Here is a 17307-nt window from a genome sequence, read left to right as displayed (position 1 = left end):
GCTTTACCTGTCGCTGACGCACAACAGGAGGAAGCATCATGCGAATTGAACATGCCAATATCACCGTAAGTAACGTGAACGCCAGTGTCGCTTTTTATCAGAAGCTATTCGGCGCCAGGATCCGCTGGGAGGGTACTAACAGCTCGGGCAACCGGGCAGCACATGTGGGGCTGGATGACACCTATTTGTCGCTGTTTGAGGCGGATGCCAGCGGGCGAGCGCCGGCCGGCTATGGCGAGGTGGGCTTTAACCACCTGGGTTTTGAGGTGGATAGCCTCGATGAGTTTCGAGCTCGCCTGGGCGATCTGGGCGTGGAACCCAATGAAGTCGAACCTTATGAGCCAGGCCAGCGCCTGTATTTCTTTGACCCGGACGGCAATGAAGTAGAGCTGGTCCAATACTAGCCCGGGGTCTTCTATCCCAAGCGTCCTAAAGGCCGGCATTCGTGCCGGCCACCCACCGAGATTTGGGGTAGGCACGGTATTCTTGCTTCGACGCGAAATGCCGCGATGTTGATGCCTTTACGTTGAGGCACGTCACTTGTCAGTACCGAAATCGCTTCTATACACATCTGAAAATAAAAAATCTCCAGATAAAGATGCTAAGTGTCTGAAGTAGAAAAAAACCGAGTGGCGTTCGTTTTTGCTGGTGGTGTTTCTCGCACCTGCTCTGACGATAGCCATCGTCGGTGGCAAGAGGTTTATTGTCTGGATTAGCCAGATCATTTTCGGGCCACCAGGGGTACAACCATGCGCCTGAACCGATGCGCCCTGCTCAGGGGGGGGGCACTGCTCCCACCAGCGTGCATATTTCCAGCCCTGTCGTTCACTGCCGTCAGAACGCTATTGCCGACCTGATCGAGAAGATTGAGGCCCACCCCCGAAGCATCTGTGCCCCAGCACAGTGACGAGGGCAAACTGGTCGTCCTGCTGGAGACCGCCAACGAATCCGTGATCATGGAACGTATTAGCAGCTTTGAGCACCTCTCCGGTGTCATCAATGTGGCTATGGTGTATCACCAAATCGATACCGACCCACACGAAGCACCCCAGACAGACGTTGAAGCTGAAATGGAGAGCCCTGCATGAGTACCACGCGTCGCGATTTTATCCGTGCCAATGCGGTTGCCGCCGCCTCTGCCGCCGCCGGCATAGGTACCACGGCCACTGCCACAAACCTGATTACGACCGACACCAAGTTGAAGTGGGCGAAAGCGGCCTGCCGTTTCTGTGGTACCGGTTGCAGTGTCAATGTGGCGACCCGGGATAACAAGGTGGTGGCCACCCACGGCGACATCAACTCGCCGGTGAACCGTGGCCTGGCCTGTGTGAAGGGCTACTTCCTGATTTTCTGGGGCGGCTTTAACACGGCCATGGAGTTCACCAACTCCGATGCGTTTTGTACTGGTTGCCATGAGATGAATGACAACGTCTACCAGGAGCTGCAGTCCACCATTCACTTCACCAATCGCTCTGGAGTGCGGGCGCTGTGCTCGGACTGCCACGTACCCCACGCTTGGACGTACAAAATCGCTCGCAAGATGCAGGCCTCCAAGGAAGTGTGGGGCAAGATCTTCGGCACCATCGACACCCGCGAGAAGTTTCTGGCCAAGCGTCGCGAACTTGCTGAGCACGAGTGGGCACGGCTCAAGGCGAATGACTCGCTGGACTGCCGTAACTGTCACGATTTGGAATACATGGACCTCACCTGGCAGAGCCAGCGTGCTGCGCAGCAGCATTCCACGGCACTGGCCAGTGGCGAGAAAACCTGTATCGATTGTCACAAGGGTATTGCTCACCAGTTGCCTGACATGGCCGGCGTAGAGGGCTGGGATTAATCCAGCCCTAGTGGAAGTTGCGGGATTTGAGCCGTAGCTTGTCCAGCGCGTGCGTGTAATCCTCGAGCTTCCCGGCAATCACGTGGATGACGTTGTCCACGGTTTCTACGATGCCGGTGACTAACAGTAACTGCCCTGACATCAGCGCCTGGCGGAAGTTCTCCTGAGTCCGCTGCCACACCACAATATTACTGTTGCCGGTTTCATCTTCCAGTGTGAGAAACAACACGCCCGAGGCGCTGCCCGGCCGTTGCCGACAGGTGACGAGCCCGGCAATACGCACAAACCGTTTATTGCCCACTGCGGCCAGATCGACATGGCGCTTGCAGCGATTAAAGGGCGGCCGTTCGCGCAGCAGGCTCATGGGGTGGGCGCGCAGGGTGAGCCCGGTAGCCCGGTAATCCGATAACACTTCTTCGGCTACCGCCGGTGCCGGCAGCTGCACATCGTCGTTGAAGTAGCGGGCACTCTGAAACGCCTCGTCGTGCAGCAGCGGCCGCGATTCCTCCAGCGCCATAATCTGCCACTGGCTCTGATGGCGGTGGCCGCTCAATGACTGCAGGGCGTCGGCGTCGGCCAGTGCCTCCATATCGCGCTTATGTAGTTGTGCCCGGCGGCGCAGATCGCTCACCTGCCTGAAAGGCGCCTGCTGACGGGCCTCCACCAGGCGCTGGGCTCCCTCGCGGCTCAGGCCTTTCACCAATCGCAGGCCCAGCCGCACCGGGCGCCTGGGCTCGTCGAGGAGTTCGTGGTCCCACAGGCTCTGGTTCACGTCGATAGCCAGCACGAGTACACCGTGACGGCGGGCGTCCTGCACCAATTGTGAGGCGGAGTAAAATCCCATCGGTTGGCTGTTCAGCAGGCCGGCAAAAAATGCCGCCGGGTGGTGGCGCTTGAGCCACGCCGAGACATAGGCCAATAGCGCAAAGCTGGCCGAGTGCGATTCGGGAAAGCCGTAGCCGGCAAAACCCTTGATCTGATTGAACAGGCGGCGGGCGAAGTCTGCATCGTAGCCGCGCTCAATCATGCCCCGGGTGAGTTTTTGCTCGAATTCACCCAGGCGGCTGTCGCGCCCCCAGTTGGCAATGGCCCGGCGCAGCTGGTCTGCCTCGCCGCCGGAGAAGCCCGCCGCCACCATGGCCAGCTTAATGACCTGCTCCTGGAAAATCGGCACGCCCAGGGTGCTCTTCAGTACCTCCTTGATCGCCTCGGAGGGATAGGTTACCGGTTCCAGTCCCTGCTTGCGGCGCAGGTAGGGATGTACCATGTCACCCTGGATCGGGCCCGGCCGCACAATCGCAATTTCTATTACCAGGTCGTAGAAACAGGATGGTTTGAGCCGCGGCAACATGGACATCTGGGCGCGGGATTCGATCTGGAAAACGCCGATAGTGTCGGCCTGCTGCAGCATCTGGTACGTGGCCTTGTCTTCCTTGGGAATATCGCTGACCTGGCCAATGGCCGGGTTGTAGCGATGCACCATTTGCAGGCTTTTGCGAATGGCAGAGAGCATACCCAGGGCTAGCACATCCACCTTGAGCAGGCCCAGGGCTTCGATATCTTGTTTGTCCCATTGGATAACGGTGCGATCGACCATGCTGGCATTCTCCACCGGCACCAGTGTGGAAATCGGGCTGCGGGTAATTACAAAGCCGCCCAAGTGCTGGGACAGGTGGCGCGGGAAGCCGAGAATCTGCTGCACCAGGGAGTAAAACAACTCTGCCTGGCGGCTGTGCTCCGCCACGCCCTGCTCCTCAAAGCGCTGCTTGAGATCGCCGGTGCGATCCCACCAGGCCATAGAGCGCGCCAGGTCATCGACGAAAGCCGGGTCCAGCCCCAGCGCCTTGCCTACATCGCGTACGGCGCTGCGGGCCCGGTAGGTGATCAGGGTGGCCGCCAGGGCGGCGCGCTTGCGAGTGTACTTGTTGTAAATGTACTGAATGACTTCCTCGCGGCGCTCGTGTTCGAAGTCCACATCGATATCCGGGGGCTCATCCCGCTCTTTGGAAATAAAACGCTCAAACAGCAGCGATATCTGCTCCGGCGAGATCTCGGTAATGCCAAGGCAGTAGCACACCACCGAATTGGCGGCTGAGCCCCGGCCCTGGCACAAAATGCCCCTGTCGCGGGCAAAGCGAACAATGTCGTAGACGGTGAGAAAGTAATACTCGTAAGACAGCTCTTCAATGAGTGCCAGTTCCTTGTCGATGCGCTCGGCTACGGCTGCGGGTACGCCGCCGGGCCAGCGCTGCTCGCTGCCCTCAGCTACGAGCGCGCGCAGATAGCTGTTGGCGCTGTGATCTTCCGGCACCACCTCTTCGGGATACTCGTAGCGCAGCTCTTCCAGGCTGAACTGACAGCGACGGGCGATCTCCAGTGTTTCCAGTAGTAGTTGGGGGTGGTAGAGGGGGGTGATTTTATTCGCTGAGCGCAGGTGTTGCTGGCTGTTGCCCAACCGGCGCATGCCCAACTGGGCAATACTGGTGTTGTGGTGCAGGGCGGTGAACACATCGTGCAGTGGCTTGCGCGCCGCCTCGTGCATGCGCACATCGCCACAGGCCACCGGTGGTATCTTCAGTGCCAGAGCCAAATCCAGTAAGGCCTGCTGCCTGACTGCTTCGTTATTACCCAGCAGGTGGCTGACTCCCAGCCACACTCTATCCCGGCACAAGCGGGCCAGTTGCTTGCCCCAGGCCTGGTTCTCGGTGGTGTTACCCTCTGGTAGCCAGATCAACAAGCAGCGCTTGAGGTGAAAAATCACATCCCGCATCGACGCCTGGTATTCGCCCTTGGGACTGCGCCGACGGGCTGTGCTGATGAGCCCGGAAAGCTCTGCATATGCCGCTCGGCTGGGTGCCAGTGCTACAACCCGGAAGCCCTCCTCAAGCCGGAACTCACTGCCCACAATCAGTTGAATGCCCGCTTCCTTGGCGGCGACGTGAGCCTTCACTATTCCCGCGAGCGAGCATTCATCGGTAATAGCAATCGCCGCATAGCCCAACTGCGCCGCCCGGGCCACCAGCTCGTGGGGGTGCGAGGCGCCGCGCAGGAAGCTGTAACAGGACAGGCAGTGGAGTTCAGCGTAGATTGACATATACTGTATATTTATACAGTATTGGGGGGTTCGTCAATCTTGACGGTTCATCGATTCAAAGGATTCATGGCGCACTGTCGTGGAGCCCTGAAGGTGCACAACGATGATCGCATTGTATAGTCTCTAAGTGTGATGCCGTCGAGCCCATGATTCGGCACCATATAAAACCACTGGGGCCGGTGAAGTTTTATGTGGAGTTTTATCGTTAGGCATTGGCAAGGGTTGGAGCCGGTGTTTTCATTTTCGAGCTGTCGACCCCGACGGTTTTATCCGCCGCGATGGCTATGCGGATAGTTCGGAGTAGGGTAGTGAGCAGGAGAAAAAACATGTCTGGCGAAACCCATCTGGCAAAACTGATTGCGGCAATGTCCCCCGAACTGTCGGACGAGGAGTATGTGTTTTGCACGTTTGAGAACGCTCACTACGGTGATCATGCAGCGTTACAGCCCATCGCGGCAATGCATGAGTCAGAGGGACTGACCCTGGTTGTTCCCAGGGCCAGCGCAGAGCGTGCCAAACTTGATTACGACGCGGTGTTTCGCCATATCAGTTTGCGTGTGCATTCCAGCCTTGAGGCAGTAGGTCTTACCGCCGCATTTTCGAGCAAGTTGGCCGAGCACGGTCTGAGTGCCAATGTGGTTGCCGGGTACTACCATGACCATATCTTTATACCGGCCGGAGACGCCGTCCCAGCGATGGCCGCACTTGGGGAGTTGTCCGGTGCGTGAGTATCAGCGCGACGCTGTCGTTGATCGCTGGTTATGCCTCAGGCGAGGCGACACAAAGGAGCGAGGTTAGTGCAAAGAATCCTTATTTTCGGAAATTCAGGCTCAGGTAAATCAACCCTGGCCGGCAGGCTCAGTAAAGACCACGGTCTTGCACACCTTGATCTGGATACATTGGCTTGGCTGCCCACAATTCCGCCAGAGCGGATGCCGCTGGCGGCGTCGCAGGACAAGATCGTCGATTTTATCGGTGCGAACCCTGGGTGGGTGATTGAGGGCTGTTATTCAGATTTGCTGGAGATGGCGGTGCCGGAGGCCAGTGAAATGATTTATATGAACCTCCCGGTGAATGACTGTGTAGAGAATGCCCGTAGCCGCCCCTGGGAGCCACACAAGTATCCGTCCAAAGAAGCGCAGGACGAGAATCTCGACATGCTCATCGAGTGGATCTCCCAGTACTCGGATCGAACAGATACCTTTTCGGCTGCAGCTCACAAGGCTCTCTATGAGGAATTCACGGGTACAAAGCGAGTGGTGACCAGCAATGGCGACACGCTGTAGCACTGGTGTCGAGTGCCGCATCCGTCGATGGCGCCCCTGTTGGCTGTGTGGAGTACGTAATTTGATATGAAGCTCCTATCTATTATTGTCTTTTCACTGTTGCTGCCACTGCATGCAAGTGCCGATGAGCTCCCGCGTAACCTGTTCGAGTCGATTAATGAGCGTCTTCACTATATGGAAGACGTCGCCTTGTTCAAGGCGGTGAATTATCTGCCTATTGAAAATGTGCAGCGAGAAGAGGTGGTGATTGAGCAATCCAAACGTGCAGCTTTTGAGAGAGGACTGAATCCACAGTCCATAGAGAGCTTCTTCCGGGTGCAGATCGGTATCGCCAAGGCGATTCAGTTCAGATATCGCGCAGACCTGCTCTCCGAGCCAGTCCCCAAAGAGCCTGTGGACCTTAATGACGTAATTCGGCCGGAGTTACTCCGACTTGGTGACGAGATTGTGTCGCGGATTTCTGACTATCTGACGCGGCATGGTTCGTTTGATCAGGTTCCTTTCACCGAGTTTGAGGCGATAATCACGGCCAGATATGTCACCGCTGCAGATAAGCAGCGCTTGTTTGACGCCTTGAAAGAAGTAGAGCTTTTGTGAGTGAGTCTGGCGATATTGAGTTGCGGCAAATGATAACGTCTGACCGTCACTTTGAGACGCAAATACTGCGCAAGAACACTGATTCATCGAGTAGGAAGTATGAAGATATTACATAGCGAACTAGTGCACCATGACATCCAGAAACTGGTGATATGCTCTCTGGAGCAGGCGCTTTACCAGGCTGTTGTGGTTATCGATGATGAAGAGCACGTGGTCTGGAAGGACAACAAGCAGTGCCTGCGCAGCCGTAATCTCACCAGTCTGCGCGAGTGTTTCGGGCACCTTGGGATTAACGAGGTCGTGCTACGCCAGGAGAGCGCATACGATGAAATGATCGGTGCTCCCTCCAAACAAGCGAGTAATCGCATGGAGGTGCCGCTGGGCGCGCCTGCTTATGTCGATCCCACATCCAGGCGAGATCATTAGCGCCTGAGTGTTACTGTTGTCGGCAATATAGAGGCGGCTTGAACACCACGGGTTTTGGAAACAAGGTGAATCACGAGCGACGAGCACCTCATCGACGACGAGGCCAAGCTGGAAGCACTTATCGGTGCGCCCCTAGATATTGTGAAGGCCAAAGTGGTCTCGGCGCTTGATGATCCTATGCGGAAGTTTGTGGCCTCCTCGCCACTGGCGTTCGTGTCTACTATCGATGCGCAGGGCAGGGCAGATATTTCACCCAAGGGCGACCCGGTAGGCTTTACCTGGATTGACGACAAGGGCAACCTGATTATTCCGGAGCGGCCCGGCAATAAACTGGCTTTCGGCTTTCATAATCTCCTCAGAGACAATCGTATCGGTCTGATATTCGTGGTGCCCGGCATGCGCGAGACCTTGCGCGTAAAAGGCACTGCCACGTTGCGTAAAGACTCCGACATGCTCGAGCAGTTACAGGTAAACAACAAGCCGGCGCTGATGTACACCTATGTGGAGGTGGAGGAGTGTTTCTTCCACTGCGGCAAGGCGATGATTCGTTCAAACCTGTGGAAGCCCGAGAAATGGGGCGAGCGGGGAGAATCGCTGATGGTGCGTCAGATAAGCGCTGCCATGGGTGGCGATGCGCAGTTGGAGAAGGTTCTCGAAGAAGAGATTGAGAAGAACTACAAGAATGAGCTGTATTAGACTGCTTGTCGGCTCTTGAAGTTAGCGCCAGCACTTGGTTTTAAGCTGGCTGCGTGGTGCGCCATTAGCTTAAATGGCCCACCTTTACATAGATCAGCGCGCCATCTTCCTTCGTAAAAGGTGTGTGTTTACTCAGGTGTGGGCTGCGCAGCCAAGATCCTTTTGGATAGCTGCCGTACTCGTCATGAAATGTTCCCTCCAATACCAGGATTTCTTCCCCGCCCCAGTGTTGATGGGGCTGGAACTGGGTGTGTGGCGCCCATTTCACCAGCGCCACATGTTCGCCTTCGTACTCATGCAAGGGCATTACCGAGAGACCCTCTACCAACCCCGGCCGCCAGGCTTCGGTGCGGGTATCGATGGCCTTCTGCTCGGTGTCGCCGGCATCAAACTGCTGGAGCTTGACGAAGATCGTGGCCCCCTCATCGCCGATGCTGGGGGTATGTGATGTGCCAATGGGATTGCGCACATAACTGCCTTGGGCGTAATCCTGATGCTCGTCGGAGAAAACACCTTCGAGAACGATAAACTCTTCACCGCCACCATGCGTGTGAGGGGAGAAACTGCTGTTGGGCGCGTAACGCACAATCGATGTCGCGCGGGCAACTTCATCGCCAACGCGGTCGAGCATCATGCGCTCGACGCCGGGCATGGGTGAATCTACCCACCGATAATCTTCGGGGAGAACAACAACGCGTTGTTCAAAATCGGCGTTGATCAATGTGGTCATGGTTGGGTGCCGCGCAGAGTGATTGGTCTAGTGTCTGCTGGTTTCGCATACCGCGTCAATGCCACGCTTCGGCTGTCACGCCGGTAACAGGTGAGTTCAATATCCATGGCATGTTCACAGAATGTGGTAGTGTCAGTATCCAGATGACCCAGGGATATCTGTGATGAGTATCGAATTTCGACCAGCTTCCAGGCAAGATCCCCATTACCTGTCCATTATTTCGCTGTAAAAGCAAGCCTTTGCCGGCGCGGAGCGAATACCCACCTGGCTGCTAAAATTCAAACTACGGCATGGTAAGCCAGGATTCTACGCAATCTATGACGATGCGCAGTGGATTGGCCTGATGTATGCCAATGACTATCGAGATATTGTGTTTATCCAGTTCCTGGCGATAGCTGAGCACTGTCGTTCATCTGGATACGGGGGCCAGGTTCTGAGCCATCTGGCTGAATTACACCCGGGCAAGAGGCTTGCGTTGAATATTGAAGTGCTCGATGAGAGCGCGGAAAACTATAGTCAGCGAGTGCGGCGGAAGGCGTTCTATACGAGGAACGGTTTTGCCGCCTCTGGCTTCCTGGTCAAGGAGCCGGCCGAGAAACTGGAGATGCTGGTTCGCGGCGGAGCTATTTGTGAGGAGGAAATCGAGGCCATGTACCGGCACTTGTTTGGGCGTATCGTGGGCTTGTTCGTCCGACCCCAGGTGATGAGGGTATAGCAGATGAAAGTTGTCTTACTGCTGGTCACGCTTTTGCTGGGCGCCTGTATGCACGGCGACTCCAGAATCGCATTGAGTGAATGGCACATGGGTGAGCTGGCACTGCAGCAGGATATGTTGATCAGTGTTGATATCCTGACCGCGGCATTTCCCGGATATCAGGTGGAGGAAATCGCATGGCAGCAGGATGGGCCCACCACGGTCGGTTACAGGGTGTCGAAGGGTGGCGATCTCATCGCGATGTTCAAGGCGCAGGACGAGAGGCGGGATCTTGTCGACATGATCTACACAAGGAAAGCGATAGATGAATACGGCATTGCCGCCGGTTCATCTTATCGGGAAATTAAAACGGCCCGCCCTTCGGTAAGCTTCGATACCGGCTACCATTATAAAATGGTTGCTCAGCTCAGCTCAGCTCAGCTCAGCTCAGCTCAGCTCAGCTCAGCTCAGCTCAGCTCGGCCGGCATTGAGGTGACAGTGGATCCCGAGGAGTACCCGAACGGGCGTTTCGCCAGGCTGTATGACCCTGAGGGTAACCCGATCGAGCTGTGGGAGCCCCGCTAGATCAATGTTGCAGCGGGGCTTCGTATGATACTGGGCGCCATAGTCGGGCTCGCGTGTGTTATGGCGTTGTGGTGGGCCGTTCGCCGTGGTGAGCGTAAACACCAGGCACGGCAGTTGGCGCTACTACAGCAAAAAATCGCCCGTCGCGAAGGCCAGGAGAAGGCCGGCAGCGTCAATGACCCGGAACCATAGGCACCACCACTGTCTGCCAGGGCTGCGCTTGGCAAAAACTCGTATGCATCGGTCTCCATGTGAGGTCAATGCGTAAAACCTGAGAGGAAAGAGATGGAAGATCTGACAACACTAACGACATTTATTGGTTGGTGTACCGTGATCAGTATCGGCCTGTATCTGTTCAGTGCTATTGTGCTTCTGATCTGCAGAGAGCAGGTAAAGACGTTACACTCGAGAATGGCCAACGTGCCTGCGGAAAAACTCGACGAGATGTACTTCACGTTTCTCGCCAACTTCAAGCTGGCGTTTATCATGCTTAATCTTGTGCCCTATGTCGCGCTCAGGCTGATGCAGGGCTGAGTATGCGCAGTATCAAATTCGCCAATCTGGGGGGCTGACTGACTTGATGAAAGAGATTACCGGAATTAATCATGTTGGCCTGCGCGTGCGAGATATGCAGGTATCACGGACGTTCTACGAACAACTGGGGTTTGAGTTTATTGTCGGGCCGGTGGGGCCTGAGCCGGTAGCGATTATCGAGCACCCCAGTGGGGTGAACTTCAACCTGATTCTCAATGCCGCGCCGATGCTCCTCAGGGCAATGTGTTAATGGAGGAGCCGGTGAAATATCCGGGTTATACCCACATTGCATTGGAAGTGACTGATGGCCAGGCTGTTGCGGCCAGGGTGCGTGATATGGGTATTACCATTACTGAAGAAGTGCGTTTTGAAGGCGCATATTTTTTCTTCATCTGCGATCCGGATAACAACGTCATCGAATTCCATCAGCCTGCCTGACGTTAACCGGTAGCAGGCTAAGCACCGAGGATTGGAAGAGCGCCTATGGACTGGAAAGTTTTCCTAACTGTCTTCGCGGCGGTTTTTATCGCAGAGCTGGGTGATAAGACGCAGCTGGCGACGATGTTATTTGCCACCGACAAAGAGGTGAGCAAGTACACCGTGTTCTTCGCAGCCTCTGCAGCACTTATTGTTGCCTCAGCGCTTGGCGTGCTGGCAGGCGCGCTGCTCGCTGAATACATCAATGAAAAGTACCTGCACTACGCCGCAGGTATCGGCTTCATTGGCATTGGTGTGTACACGCTCTATCACGCCCACTGAGGGGCGGGGCGATGGCAATTTACGACCGGATAGGGAAAGGGTACAGCCGGCGCAGAGTGCCCGATCCGCGCATTGAATCCCAGCTGGTCGCACGCCTGGGCGACGCTACCAGTGTGCTCAATATCGGCGCCGGTACAGGCTCCTATGAACCTCGACACCTGCCGCTGGTTGCGCTCGAGCCATCCTTCGAGATGATCTCGCAGCGCTCATCTGGCGCTGCGCCTGTAGTACAGGGGGCGGCAGAGCGGTTGCCATTTACTGACAACAGTTTCAGCCACGTAATGACGGTATTGTCGATGCATCACTGGCAGGATGTGAATGCAGGGCTACGGGAAATCTGCCGTGTGGCCCGTGATGGTTTTGTGGTGCTCACCTGGGATCCGGAGGCCCAGCCTTTCTGGCTTACGCGTGATTATTTCCCTGCATTCTATGAGCAGGACTGTGGCATGTTCCCCTCTATGACGCAGATCGGTGCCCATTTTAAAGAGGTTGAAGTGGCGCCCTTAATGATTCCCGCTGATTGTATGGATGGTTTTCTGGCAGCCTATTGGTGTCGCCCCGAGGCCTACCTGGATGCCGATGTGCAGCAGTCTATATCTTCGTTCTCGCGTTACCCGGATACCGCCTCGGGGCTGGAGAAGTTGCGTGCGGATCTGGCTTCGGGCGCATGGGCGCGGCAAAATAAAGCCCTGATGTCACGGGAGCATATCGACGCGGGTTACCGGTTGTTGGTAGCCCGGCTGTAGGGAGGCAATCTATGGAAACCATACGTGATTCTTTGGCGCTGGAGCGCACGCGATTGGCCAATGAGCGGACGTTCTTGGCTTATGTGCGTACGGCACTGTCGTTGATTGCCGGCGCTGTGGTGTTATTCCAGTTCTTTCCGGAGCAGCACACCCATGTGGTGATGGCCTGGTTGCTGTTGATTTTCGGCGTGTGTGTTTTTGTGATGGGTATTTATCGCTTTTATGCGGTGCGCGCATCCTTGATGCAGGACCAGATCAAGGAGAGTGATCATGACGAGTGAAATTCGGTTCCGGGCACTGGCAGAGCTAGATGAGCAACTCGCACATATTGCGGCGGCGCCGCGTGATGAGGGAAGTGTTGAGTTGATTGTCTGCCGTCCGGCGGTGGGCGAGCGACGCGAGCTGGATGCGGGTGAGCTAAGCCTCGAGTTGGGCCTGGTGGGCGACAACTGGAGGGCGAGGGGCAAGCGCAACAAGGCCGCCCATCCGGATATGCAATTGAACCTTATGAATATGCGTGCCCTGGCCGCCATCGAACCGGACCCGGCGCGCTGGCCGCTGGCCGGTGACCAGTTTTATGTGGACTTCAACCTGAGTGACGAAAACCTGCCTTCGGGAACCCAGCTCACTCTTGGCGAAGCCGTCATTGAAGTGACGGCAGAACCCCACCTGGGCTGCGCCAAGTTCCAACAGCGTTTTGGTCGCGATGCGGTGGCCTTTGTTAATTCTGAGGCGGGTAAGGCGCTGAATCTGCGCGGCATTAACGCAAAGGTAGTGCAGCCCGGCTGGGTGCATATAGGCGATCGCATTGGCAAACGCTAAACGCATACTATTGGCGCTACTGCTTTTTTTGTCGCCTCTGTTAGTTAAGGCTGGGCGCGACGATGGCGTTATGGAAGTCAGCGCAATCGCCCCGGGAATATATCGTCACGTCTCTTATGGCAGGCTGCCGAACATCGGTTATTACCCCTCCAATGGCCTAGTGCTGGTTCATGATGCGAGTGCTTATATTATCGATACCCCTTGGCAGGTGGCCGATACCAGGAAGCTGGCGCAGTGGATAGCGAATCAGGGCTGGACGTTGAAGGCCAGCATCTCCACGCATTATCACGATGACCGCGCCTCGGGCATCGCCTGGTTAAACGCACAGGGTGTAGACACCTGGGCCTCTGCGCAGACTAACGAGTTGTTGGCCTCGCAGGGCGACGCGCTGGCCAAACACACATTTTCTGGAGAGGGGCACTGGCTGTGGAGTGAGCAGGCCTACGCCTGGTACCCCGGTGGTGGTCACACGGCGGACAATATTGTGGTGTGGCTGCCCCAAGCGAAAGTCTTGATGGGAGGTTGTCTGGTGCGTGCTATGCAGACCCAGAGCATGGGCAATACCCGCGATGCGGTGATGTCTGAGTGGGGCGACTCTGCCCTGCGGGTATTGGACAGGTTTGAGGACGCGCAGTTCGTTGTGCCGGGGCACGGCGATGTCGGCGGCCCGGAATTATTGATGCATACGGCCGATCTTGCAGAGGCCGCCAATAGAGAGATAGTAGATGACGAATAGTGACCATTACCGCGCGCTGGAGAGCCTTTACGCCACAGCACCGGTTAACGACTTTTATCATCCGGTGATGAGCGTAAGCGAAGGCGAAGCGGAAATTATTATTGAAGCGGGTCTACAGCACTGCCACGCCGCGGGTGGCGTGCACGGCTCCGTGTATTTCAAGATGCTCGACGATGCCGCTTTCTTCGCCGCCAATTCTCTCGAGCCGGAGGTGTTTGTCCTGACAACGTCGTTTACCACTTATATGACGAGACCCATGTCACCCGGCAATATGCGTGCGGTTGGCAAGGTGGTGAACTACAACCGCAGCCAGTTTATCGCGGAGGCGGTGGTCTATGATTCACAGGGACGGGAAATCGGGCGCGGTAACGGCATTTTCGTGCGCAGTAAAATGAAGTTGGCTGATATGGCCGGTTATGCAGGCTAAGCGCTGCCGCTAACAGGAGAGGATCGATGAGCGATTTACCCTGGGCGAATTTCAATACCATAGCCCTGAAGAAGGTGGGCAATGGCGAGGGCTTTTCTGCGTCAGCGGCGCGCTTGGGCGAACTGCTGGGGATGCAGCGAATGGGCTGCAGTATTGTTGAGCTGGCGCCGGGCGAACGTGGCTGGCCGTTTCACCTGCATTATGGCGAGGAAGAGTTGTTCATCGTTGTCGAGGGCAGTCGGACCATGCGCTATGACGACGGTGAGCATGCGATCGGGCCGGGGGACGTATCGTTTACTCCGCCGGGTGATGGCACAGCGCACCAGATTATCAATACCTCGGATGGGCCGCTGCGATACCTCGCCCTGAGGACGCATGCGGATCCGGCAATGTGTTACTACCCTGACTCTGGCAAGTACGCGGCTTACGCGCAGCAGCCGGATGGTTCCTGGAAGTCCTTTATTGCCCATGAGGACAGCCAGGTCAACTATTACGAGGGAGCGTGAATGTGTTCGCGGTGATTTTCAGGGCGACCATCAAGGCGTTGGATCAGGAATATGTCGATACCGCTGAGACGCTACGCCAGCGCGCCCTAAGTGAGTTCGGTTGCGTTGAGTTCAAGGCCTGGACAGAAGGTGATAGCGAGGTGGCGATCTCTTACTGGAAAAGTGAAGCGGATATTCTGGCATGGAAGCAGGACGCCATGCATCAGCGTGCCCAGGCAGCGGGTGCCGCACGCTGGTACAGCAGTTACTCCGTTGAAGTTGTGGAGGTCGTGCGCAGGTATGAAAAAAGTCTATACCAGTGAAAATCGCTTCTATGTCGGGAATATCCGCAATCTCCTTGAAGCCCAGGGTATTGCCAGCGACTTGCGCAATGAGCATGTCTCCAGTGCGACAGGCGAAGTACCGGTGTTTGATGCCTGGCCCGAGCTGTGGGTCGAAGAGCGCGACTTTGAGCGCGCGCAGTATATTGTCGAGCAGGCCCTGAGTCCCGTCGATGCTACCCCATGGCTCTGCCCTCAGTGTCGGGAAGAGAATGACCCTGCCTTCGAATTTTGTTGGAACTGTCAGGCGGAGGCCCCGGCCAGTGACACCTGAAGTGAACGCTTATTTGCAGGCATTGCCCGATAACTGGCGAGCACGCATCACCGGTCTGATCGATATGATTGCGGCCCTGTATCCAGATGCGTTGCTTGATTCGAAATACCGGATGCCGGCGTTCCGTCAGGGCGATGGTTGGGTCTCAGTGGGCAGTCAGAAGCACTATGTTTCCCTGTATGCCTGTTCTGCAGAGCATCTTGCAGCCTTTCGCGAGCTGCACCCAGGCGTCAAAGGTGGCAAGGGCCGTCTCGACTTTCGCGATCGTGACGATATTGCCCTGGACGATCTCAAGCAGGTGGTGCGCTCGGCTATGGAGCAGTGACATTGAATAATCTGTTCGGCGATATCCCCGCGTCTCTCCCCGAGGAACTGTTCAGCGTGCTGGTTGAGCAGGAGGGCCTTAAGATCGAACGCATTGTCAGTCGAGGCCACTGTTCCCCAGCGGACGAATGGTACGACCAGGACAACCACGAGTGGGTCGCCCTGCTCAAGGGTAAGGCCGTGATTGCCTATCCTGACAAGCCCTCCGTCACCCTGGTGCCAGGGGATTATCTCCTGCTGACTGCACACGAACGTCATCGTGTGGATTGGACAATACCGGATGAAGACACCGTGTGGTTGGCGATACACTACTGATATGGACATTCGACAATTTGCAGAGGCTGACGAAGCGGCGGTGATTGAGCTGTGGCGGGATTGTGGCCTGCTGGCGCCGCAGAACAACCCGCAGCGGGATATTGCCCGCAAGCTGCAGGTTGGCCGTGAGCTGTTTCTGGTGGGTGAGATTGACGGTCAGATTGTCGCCTCAGTTATGGGCGGCTACGAAGGTCATCGCGGTTGGGTGAATTACCTTGCGGTGAGCAACGAGCACCGGCGCAAGGGCTACGGTGTGGTGTTAATGCGCCAGATAGAGGCACTGCTACTCGAGCGCGGTTGCCCCAAACTTAACCTCCAGGTGCGGCGCACCAACGAGGCGGTGCTCGCCTTTTATCATGCCATGGGCTATGGCGAAGATGAGGTGGTCAGCCTCGGCAAACGCTTGATTCCCGACAAATCGGCAGAGTGATCTAGTATGAGTGGACTACCCCCTTGCCCCGCGTGCGGCTCTACCTATACCTACGAAGACCGCGACCAGTTCGTGTGTCCAGAGTGTGCCCACGAGTGGCCGCAGGTGGCAGCGGCCGAAGAGAGCGACGCCAGGGTCATCAAGGACGCCAACGGCAATCCCCTGGCTGACGGCGACACGGTTACCGTGATCAAGGATCTCAAAGTGAAAGGCTCGTCCTCGGTGGTCAAAGTAGGCACCAAGGTAAAGAATATCCGGCTTGTAGATGGCGATCATGATATCGACTGCAAGATCGACGGCATTGGCGCCATGAAGCTGAAGTCGCAGTTTGTGAAAAAAGCCTAGGGCATCGCCAGCACGTTGCAGTCGAGCTTGTCGAGGATCTTCTCGGCGGTATTGCCGTTCATCAGTGCAGCAATGCCCGAGCGGTGTGAGTTGCCGACGATGACCATACTCGCATCGATACTTCTGGCTACATCGACAATGACCTTGTCCGGCTCACCCAGCTTGATGTGAACGTGCTCGCTGTCTACGCCGGCGACTTCCATCAGTTTCCTCCGATCCGGCTTCAGGCGAAAGTCGGGAAAGGCATTTACCACGTGTACTTCGGCCATGTCGCTGGCGACCAGACGGCGGCTCAGGTCGATAATGTGCTCATTCAGTTTTTCGTAGCTCTCGGTGCGCACATTGATATCGATACCGGCGAGGATGCGGGGCACCGGTGGCGGCGTGGCTTTCTTCACCAGCAATACCGGGCTCATGCACTCCCGGATCAGCGTCCAGTCTGAGGTTGATGTCAGCAGTCTGTGGCTGGTCGAGTGCTTGAAAGATGATTTGAACACCATGTCAGCATTGATGCGTGCGGCTGCGTTAACCACGGCGTGGTACCAGTCTTTGCCCCATTCCACTTCGCTGCTGGTGGCGGTGCCGGCAGCGGCAATGGGAGCCAGGTGTGTGTCGAGCGTGGCCTGCAGGGCAGCCATTTGTTGCTGTGCTTCCTCCGTGTCGCGCTCAATGCCTGCCTTGTCGCCGTGGATGCAGGCGAACAGGTGCAGGCTGGCGTCGATTTCAGCGGCGATGGCCGCTGCACGCTCCAGCGCGGGTTGCTCTTCCCCGGTGGGGTCGTAGACGACCAGAAACCGGTTTAAGTCCATCGTGTAATTGCCTCT

General features: G+C 56.6%; 29 protein-coding genes and 1 pseudogene. 27 read left to right on the top strand and 3 right to left on the bottom strand.

The annotated features are described in order from the left end of the window. Positions 1–38 precede the first annotated feature (38 nt). The 4 genes and pseudogenes from A3709_RS13670 to A3709_RS13660 all read left to right on the top strand — a co-directional run bounded on the left by A3709_RS13670 (position 39) and on the right by A3709_RS13660 (position 1837). Positions 39–404, top strand: a complete 366-nt coding sequence (locus tag A3709_RS13670; RefSeq protein ID WP_066055532.1) for a VOC family protein — start codon at positions 39–41, stop codon at positions 402–404. A 226-nt stretch (positions 405–630) separates the two neighbouring features. Then, positions 631–759: pseudogene (locus A3709_RS22665) on the top strand (periplasmic nitrate reductase, NapE protein); the annotation flags it as partial. Positions 760–866: 107 nt separating this feature from the next. Beyond that, complete coding sequence (locus A3709_RS13665; protein ID WP_082850109.1) at positions 867–1088, top strand: chaperone NapD; 222 nt, start codon at positions 867–869, stop codon at positions 1086–1088. Next, complete coding sequence (locus A3709_RS13660) at positions 1085–1837, top strand: NapC/NirT family cytochrome c (RefSeq protein ID WP_255359742.1); 753 nt, start codon at positions 1085–1087, stop codon at positions 1835–1837. The genes A3709_RS13665 and A3709_RS13660 overlap by 4 nt, the downstream gene beginning before the upstream one ends. A gap of 7 nt (positions 1838–1844) precedes the next feature. Here the strand turns inward: A3709_RS13660 and A3709_RS13655 are convergent, their stop codons facing one another. After that, on the bottom strand, positions 1845–4931 hold the full coding sequence (locus A3709_RS13655; RefSeq protein ID WP_066055527.1) for an error-prone DNA polymerase: 3087 nt from the start codon (positions 4929–4931) through the stop codon (positions 1845–1847). A gap of 326 nt (positions 4932–5257) precedes the next feature. On the opposite strand from A3709_RS13655, the gene A3709_RS13650 reads away from it, so the two are divergent. The 5 genes from A3709_RS13650 (at position 5258) to A3709_RS13630 (ending at position 7936) form a co-directional block, all read left to right on the top strand. After that, the gene (locus A3709_RS13650; RefSeq protein ID WP_066055524.1) at positions 5258–5659 is read left to right on the top strand and encodes an ACT domain-containing protein; all 402 of its coding nucleotides are present in this window, start codon (positions 5258–5260) and stop codon (positions 5657–5659) included. Positions 5660–5728: 69 nt separating this feature from the next. Continuing rightward, positions 5729–6217 (top strand): AAA family ATPase, encoded by a 489-nt coding sequence (locus A3709_RS13645; protein WP_066055521.1) that lies wholly within the window; start codon positions 5729–5731, stop codon positions 6215–6217. A gap of 66 nt (positions 6218–6283) precedes the next feature. After that, a complete protein-coding gene (locus A3709_RS13640) occupies positions 6284–6814 on the top strand; it encodes a chorismate mutase (protein WP_066055518.1) in 531 nt (176 codons plus the stop codon). Between the two features lie 99 nt (positions 6815–6913). Next, a complete protein-coding gene (locus A3709_RS13635) occupies positions 6914–7240 on the top strand; it encodes a DUF6482 family protein (protein ID WP_066055515.1) in 327 nt (108 codons plus the stop codon). 69 nt (positions 7241–7309) lie between these two features. Further along, complete coding sequence (locus A3709_RS13630; protein ID WP_066055512.1) at positions 7310–7936, top strand: MSMEG_1061 family FMN-dependent PPOX-type flavoprotein; 627 nt, start codon at positions 7310–7312, stop codon at positions 7934–7936. 64 nt (positions 7937–8000) lie between these two features. Here A3709_RS13630 and A3709_RS13625 read toward each other — a convergent pair whose 3' ends face one another. Then, positions 8001–8666 (bottom strand): cupin domain-containing protein, encoded by a 666-nt coding sequence (locus tag A3709_RS13625; protein ID WP_066055509.1) that lies wholly within the window; start codon positions 8664–8666, stop codon positions 8001–8003. Positions 8667–8922: 256 nt separating this feature from the next. Here A3709_RS13625 and A3709_RS13620 point away from each other — a divergent pair, with 256 nt between their 5' ends. From A3709_RS13620 to A3709_RS13540, 18 genes are all read left to right on the top strand, one after another. Next, entirely contained in the window at positions 8923–9381 is a 459-nt protein-coding gene (locus A3709_RS13620; RefSeq protein ID WP_197484208.1) for a GNAT family N-acetyltransferase, read from the top strand. 3 nt (positions 9382–9384) lie between these two features. Continuing rightward, positions 9385–9945, top strand: a complete 561-nt coding sequence (locus A3709_RS23760) for a VOC family protein (RefSeq protein ID WP_066055505.1) — start codon at positions 9385–9387, stop codon at positions 9943–9945. Between the two features lie 285 nt (positions 9946–10230). After that, positions 10231–10479, top strand: a complete 249-nt coding sequence (locus A3709_RS13610) for a DUF6868 family protein (RefSeq protein ID WP_066055502.1) — start codon at positions 10231–10233, stop codon at positions 10477–10479. A 46-nt stretch (positions 10480–10525) separates the two neighbouring features. Beyond that, positions 10526–10729, top strand: a complete 204-nt coding sequence (locus tag A3709_RS23755) for a VOC family protein (protein WP_197484191.1) — start codon at positions 10526–10528, stop codon at positions 10727–10729. A gap of 11 nt (positions 10730–10740) precedes the next feature. Then, the gene (locus tag A3709_RS23750; RefSeq protein WP_197484190.1) at positions 10741–10917 is read left to right on the top strand and encodes a VOC family protein; all 177 of its coding nucleotides are present in this window, start codon (positions 10741–10743) and stop codon (positions 10915–10917) included. Positions 10918–10962: 45 nt separating this feature from the next. After that, positions 10963–11238, top strand: coding sequence for a TMEM165/GDT1 family protein (locus A3709_RS13600; RefSeq protein ID WP_066055498.1), 276 nt, complete (start codon positions 10963–10965; stop codon positions 11236–11238). An 11-nt stretch (positions 11239–11249) separates the two neighbouring features. Further along, positions 11250–11984, top strand: coding sequence for a class I SAM-dependent methyltransferase (locus A3709_RS13595; RefSeq protein ID WP_066055495.1), 735 nt, complete (start codon positions 11250–11252; stop codon positions 11982–11984). Positions 11985–11995: 11 nt separating this feature from the next. Next, positions 11996–12265: a YidH family protein gene (locus A3709_RS13590; RefSeq protein ID WP_066055492.1), complete on the top strand. Its 270-nt coding sequence runs from the start codon at positions 11996–11998 to the stop codon at positions 12263–12265. Next, a complete protein-coding gene (locus A3709_RS13585) occupies positions 12255–12806 on the top strand; it encodes a hypothetical protein (protein WP_066055490.1) in 552 nt (183 codons plus the stop codon). Before A3709_RS13590 ends, A3709_RS13585 begins: the two co-directional genes overlap by 11 nt. 70 nt (positions 12807–12876) lie before the next feature. Further along, on the top strand, positions 12877–13542 hold the full coding sequence (bla, locus tag A3709_RS13580) for a subclass B1 metallo-beta-lactamase (protein WP_156507759.1): 666 nt from the start codon (positions 12877–12879) through the stop codon (positions 13540–13542). Then, positions 13532–13969 carry a PaaI family thioesterase gene (locus A3709_RS13575; protein ID WP_066055484.1) on the top strand — a complete coding sequence of 146 codons (438 nt, stop codon included), beginning with the start codon at positions 13532–13534 and terminating at the stop codon, positions 13967–13969. The genes bla and A3709_RS13575 overlap by 11 nt, the downstream gene beginning before the upstream one ends. A gap of 26 nt (positions 13970–13995) precedes the next feature. After that, complete coding sequence (locus A3709_RS13570; protein ID WP_066055481.1) at positions 13996–14475, top strand: cupin domain-containing protein; 480 nt, start codon at positions 13996–13998, stop codon at positions 14473–14475. A gap of 2 nt (positions 14476–14477) precedes the next feature. Beyond that, on the top strand, positions 14478–14777 hold the full coding sequence (locus A3709_RS13565) for an antibiotic biosynthesis monooxygenase (RefSeq protein ID WP_066056202.1): 300 nt from the start codon (positions 14478–14480) through the stop codon (positions 14775–14777). Beyond that, entirely contained in the window at positions 14755–15069 is a 315-nt protein-coding gene (locus tag A3709_RS13560; RefSeq protein ID WP_066055478.1) for a DUF2007 domain-containing protein, read from the top strand. Before A3709_RS13565 ends, A3709_RS13560 begins: the two co-directional genes overlap by 23 nt. Continuing rightward, the gene (locus tag A3709_RS13555; protein ID WP_197484189.1) at positions 15059–15394 is read left to right on the top strand and encodes an iron chaperone; all 336 of its coding nucleotides are present in this window, start codon (positions 15059–15061) and stop codon (positions 15392–15394) included. Before A3709_RS13560 ends, A3709_RS13555 begins: the two co-directional genes overlap by 11 nt. Continuing rightward, positions 15391–15708, top strand: coding sequence for a hypothetical protein (locus A3709_RS13550; RefSeq protein WP_197484188.1), 318 nt, complete (start codon positions 15391–15393; stop codon positions 15706–15708). The genes A3709_RS13555 and A3709_RS13550 overlap by 4 nt, the downstream gene beginning before the upstream one ends. A gap of 1 nt (position 15709) precedes the next feature. Continuing rightward, positions 15710–16138 carry a GNAT family acetyltransferase gene (locus A3709_RS13545; RefSeq protein WP_066055470.1) on the top strand — a complete coding sequence of 143 codons (429 nt, stop codon included), beginning with the start codon at positions 15710–15712 and terminating at the stop codon, positions 16136–16138. 6 nt (positions 16139–16144) lie between these two features. Continuing rightward, positions 16145–16483, top strand: coding sequence for a zinc ribbon domain-containing protein YjdM (locus tag A3709_RS13540; RefSeq protein WP_066055467.1), 339 nt, complete (start codon positions 16145–16147; stop codon positions 16481–16483). Here the strand turns inward: A3709_RS13540 and A3709_RS13535 are convergent. Beyond that, the gene (locus A3709_RS13535; RefSeq protein WP_066055464.1) at positions 16480–17292 is read right to left on the bottom strand and encodes a universal stress protein; all 813 of its coding nucleotides are present in this window, start codon (positions 17290–17292) and stop codon (positions 16480–16482) included. The two genes, A3709_RS13540 and A3709_RS13535, sit on opposite strands and share 4 nt — an antisense overlap. Positions 17293–17307: the final 15 nt, after the last annotated feature.

The organism is Halioglobus sp. HI00S01, from assembly GCF_001635445.1.
Taxonomy (GTDB): Bacteria; Pseudomonadota; Gammaproteobacteria; order Pseudomonadales; family Halieaceae; genus Halioglobus; species Halioglobus japonicus.
The sequence above is the reverse complement of the archived record's forward strand: the minus strand, read 5'-3'. Positions and strand labels throughout refer to the sequence as shown.

Excerpts from the sequence above, each read along its gene's own strand:
- A3709_RS13670 (WP_066055532.1), top strand. The coding sequence starts at position 39 with ATGCGAATTGAACATGCCAATATCACCGTAAGTAACGTGAACGCCAGT.
- A3709_RS13660 (WP_255359742.1), top strand. The coding sequence starts at position 1,085 with ATGAGTACCACGCGTCGCGATTTTATCCGTGCCAATGCGGTTGCCGCC.
- A3709_RS13655 (WP_066055527.1), bottom strand. The coding sequence starts at position 4,931 with ATGTCAATCTACGCTGAACTCCACTGCCTGTCCTGTTACAGCTTCCTG.
- A3709_RS13650 (WP_066055524.1), top strand. The coding sequence starts at position 5,258 with ATGTCTGGCGAAACCCATCTGGCAAAACTGATTGCGGCAATGTCCCCC.
- A3709_RS13640 (WP_066055518.1), top strand. The coding sequence starts at position 6,284 with ATGAAGCTCCTATCTATTATTGTCTTTTCACTGTTGCTGCCACTGCAT.
- A3709_RS13635 (WP_066055515.1), top strand. The coding sequence starts at position 6,914 with ATGAAGATATTACATAGCGAACTAGTGCACCATGACATCCAGAAACTG.
- A3709_RS13625 (WP_066055509.1), bottom strand. The coding sequence starts at position 8,666 with ATGACCACATTGATCAACGCCGATTTTGAACAACGCGTTGTTGTTCTC.
- A3709_RS23760 (WP_066055505.1), top strand. The coding sequence starts at position 9,385 with ATGAAAGTTGTCTTACTGCTGGTCACGCTTTTGCTGGGCGCCTGTATG.
- A3709_RS13610 (WP_066055502.1), top strand. The coding sequence starts at position 10,231 with ATGGAAGATCTGACAACACTAACGACATTTATTGGTTGGTGTACCGTG.
- A3709_RS23755 (WP_197484191.1), top strand. The coding sequence starts at position 10,526 with ATGAAAGAGATTACCGGAATTAATCATGTTGGCCTGCGCGTGCGAGAT.
- A3709_RS13600 (WP_066055498.1), top strand. The coding sequence starts at position 10,963 with ATGGACTGGAAAGTTTTCCTAACTGTCTTCGCGGCGGTTTTTATCGCA.
- A3709_RS13595 (WP_066055495.1), top strand. The coding sequence starts at position 11,250 with ATGGCAATTTACGACCGGATAGGGAAAGGGTACAGCCGGCGCAGAGTG.
- A3709_RS13590 (WP_066055492.1), top strand. The coding sequence starts at position 11,996 with ATGGAAACCATACGTGATTCTTTGGCGCTGGAGCGCACGCGATTGGCC.
- A3709_RS13585 (WP_066055490.1), top strand. The coding sequence starts at position 12,255 with ATGACGAGTGAAATTCGGTTCCGGGCACTGGCAGAGCTAGATGAGCAA.
- bla (WP_156507759.1), top strand. The coding sequence starts at position 12,877 with ATGGAAGTCAGCGCAATCGCCCCGGGAATATATCGTCACGTCTCTTAT.
- A3709_RS13575 (WP_066055484.1), top strand. The coding sequence starts at position 13,532 with ATGACGAATAGTGACCATTACCGCGCGCTGGAGAGCCTTTACGCCACA.
- A3709_RS13570 (WP_066055481.1), top strand. The coding sequence starts at position 13,996 with ATGAGCGATTTACCCTGGGCGAATTTCAATACCATAGCCCTGAAGAAG.
- A3709_RS13560 (WP_066055478.1), top strand. The coding sequence starts at position 14,755 with ATGAAAAAAGTCTATACCAGTGAAAATCGCTTCTATGTCGGGAATATC.
- A3709_RS13545 (WP_066055470.1), top strand. The coding sequence starts at position 15,710 with ATGGACATTCGACAATTTGCAGAGGCTGACGAAGCGGCGGTGATTGAG.
- A3709_RS13540 (WP_066055467.1), top strand. The coding sequence starts at position 16,145 with ATGAGTGGACTACCCCCTTGCCCCGCGTGCGGCTCTACCTATACCTAC.
- A3709_RS13535 (WP_066055464.1), bottom strand. The coding sequence starts at position 17,292 with ATGGACTTAAACCGGTTTCTGGTCGTCTACGACCCCACCGGGGAAGAG.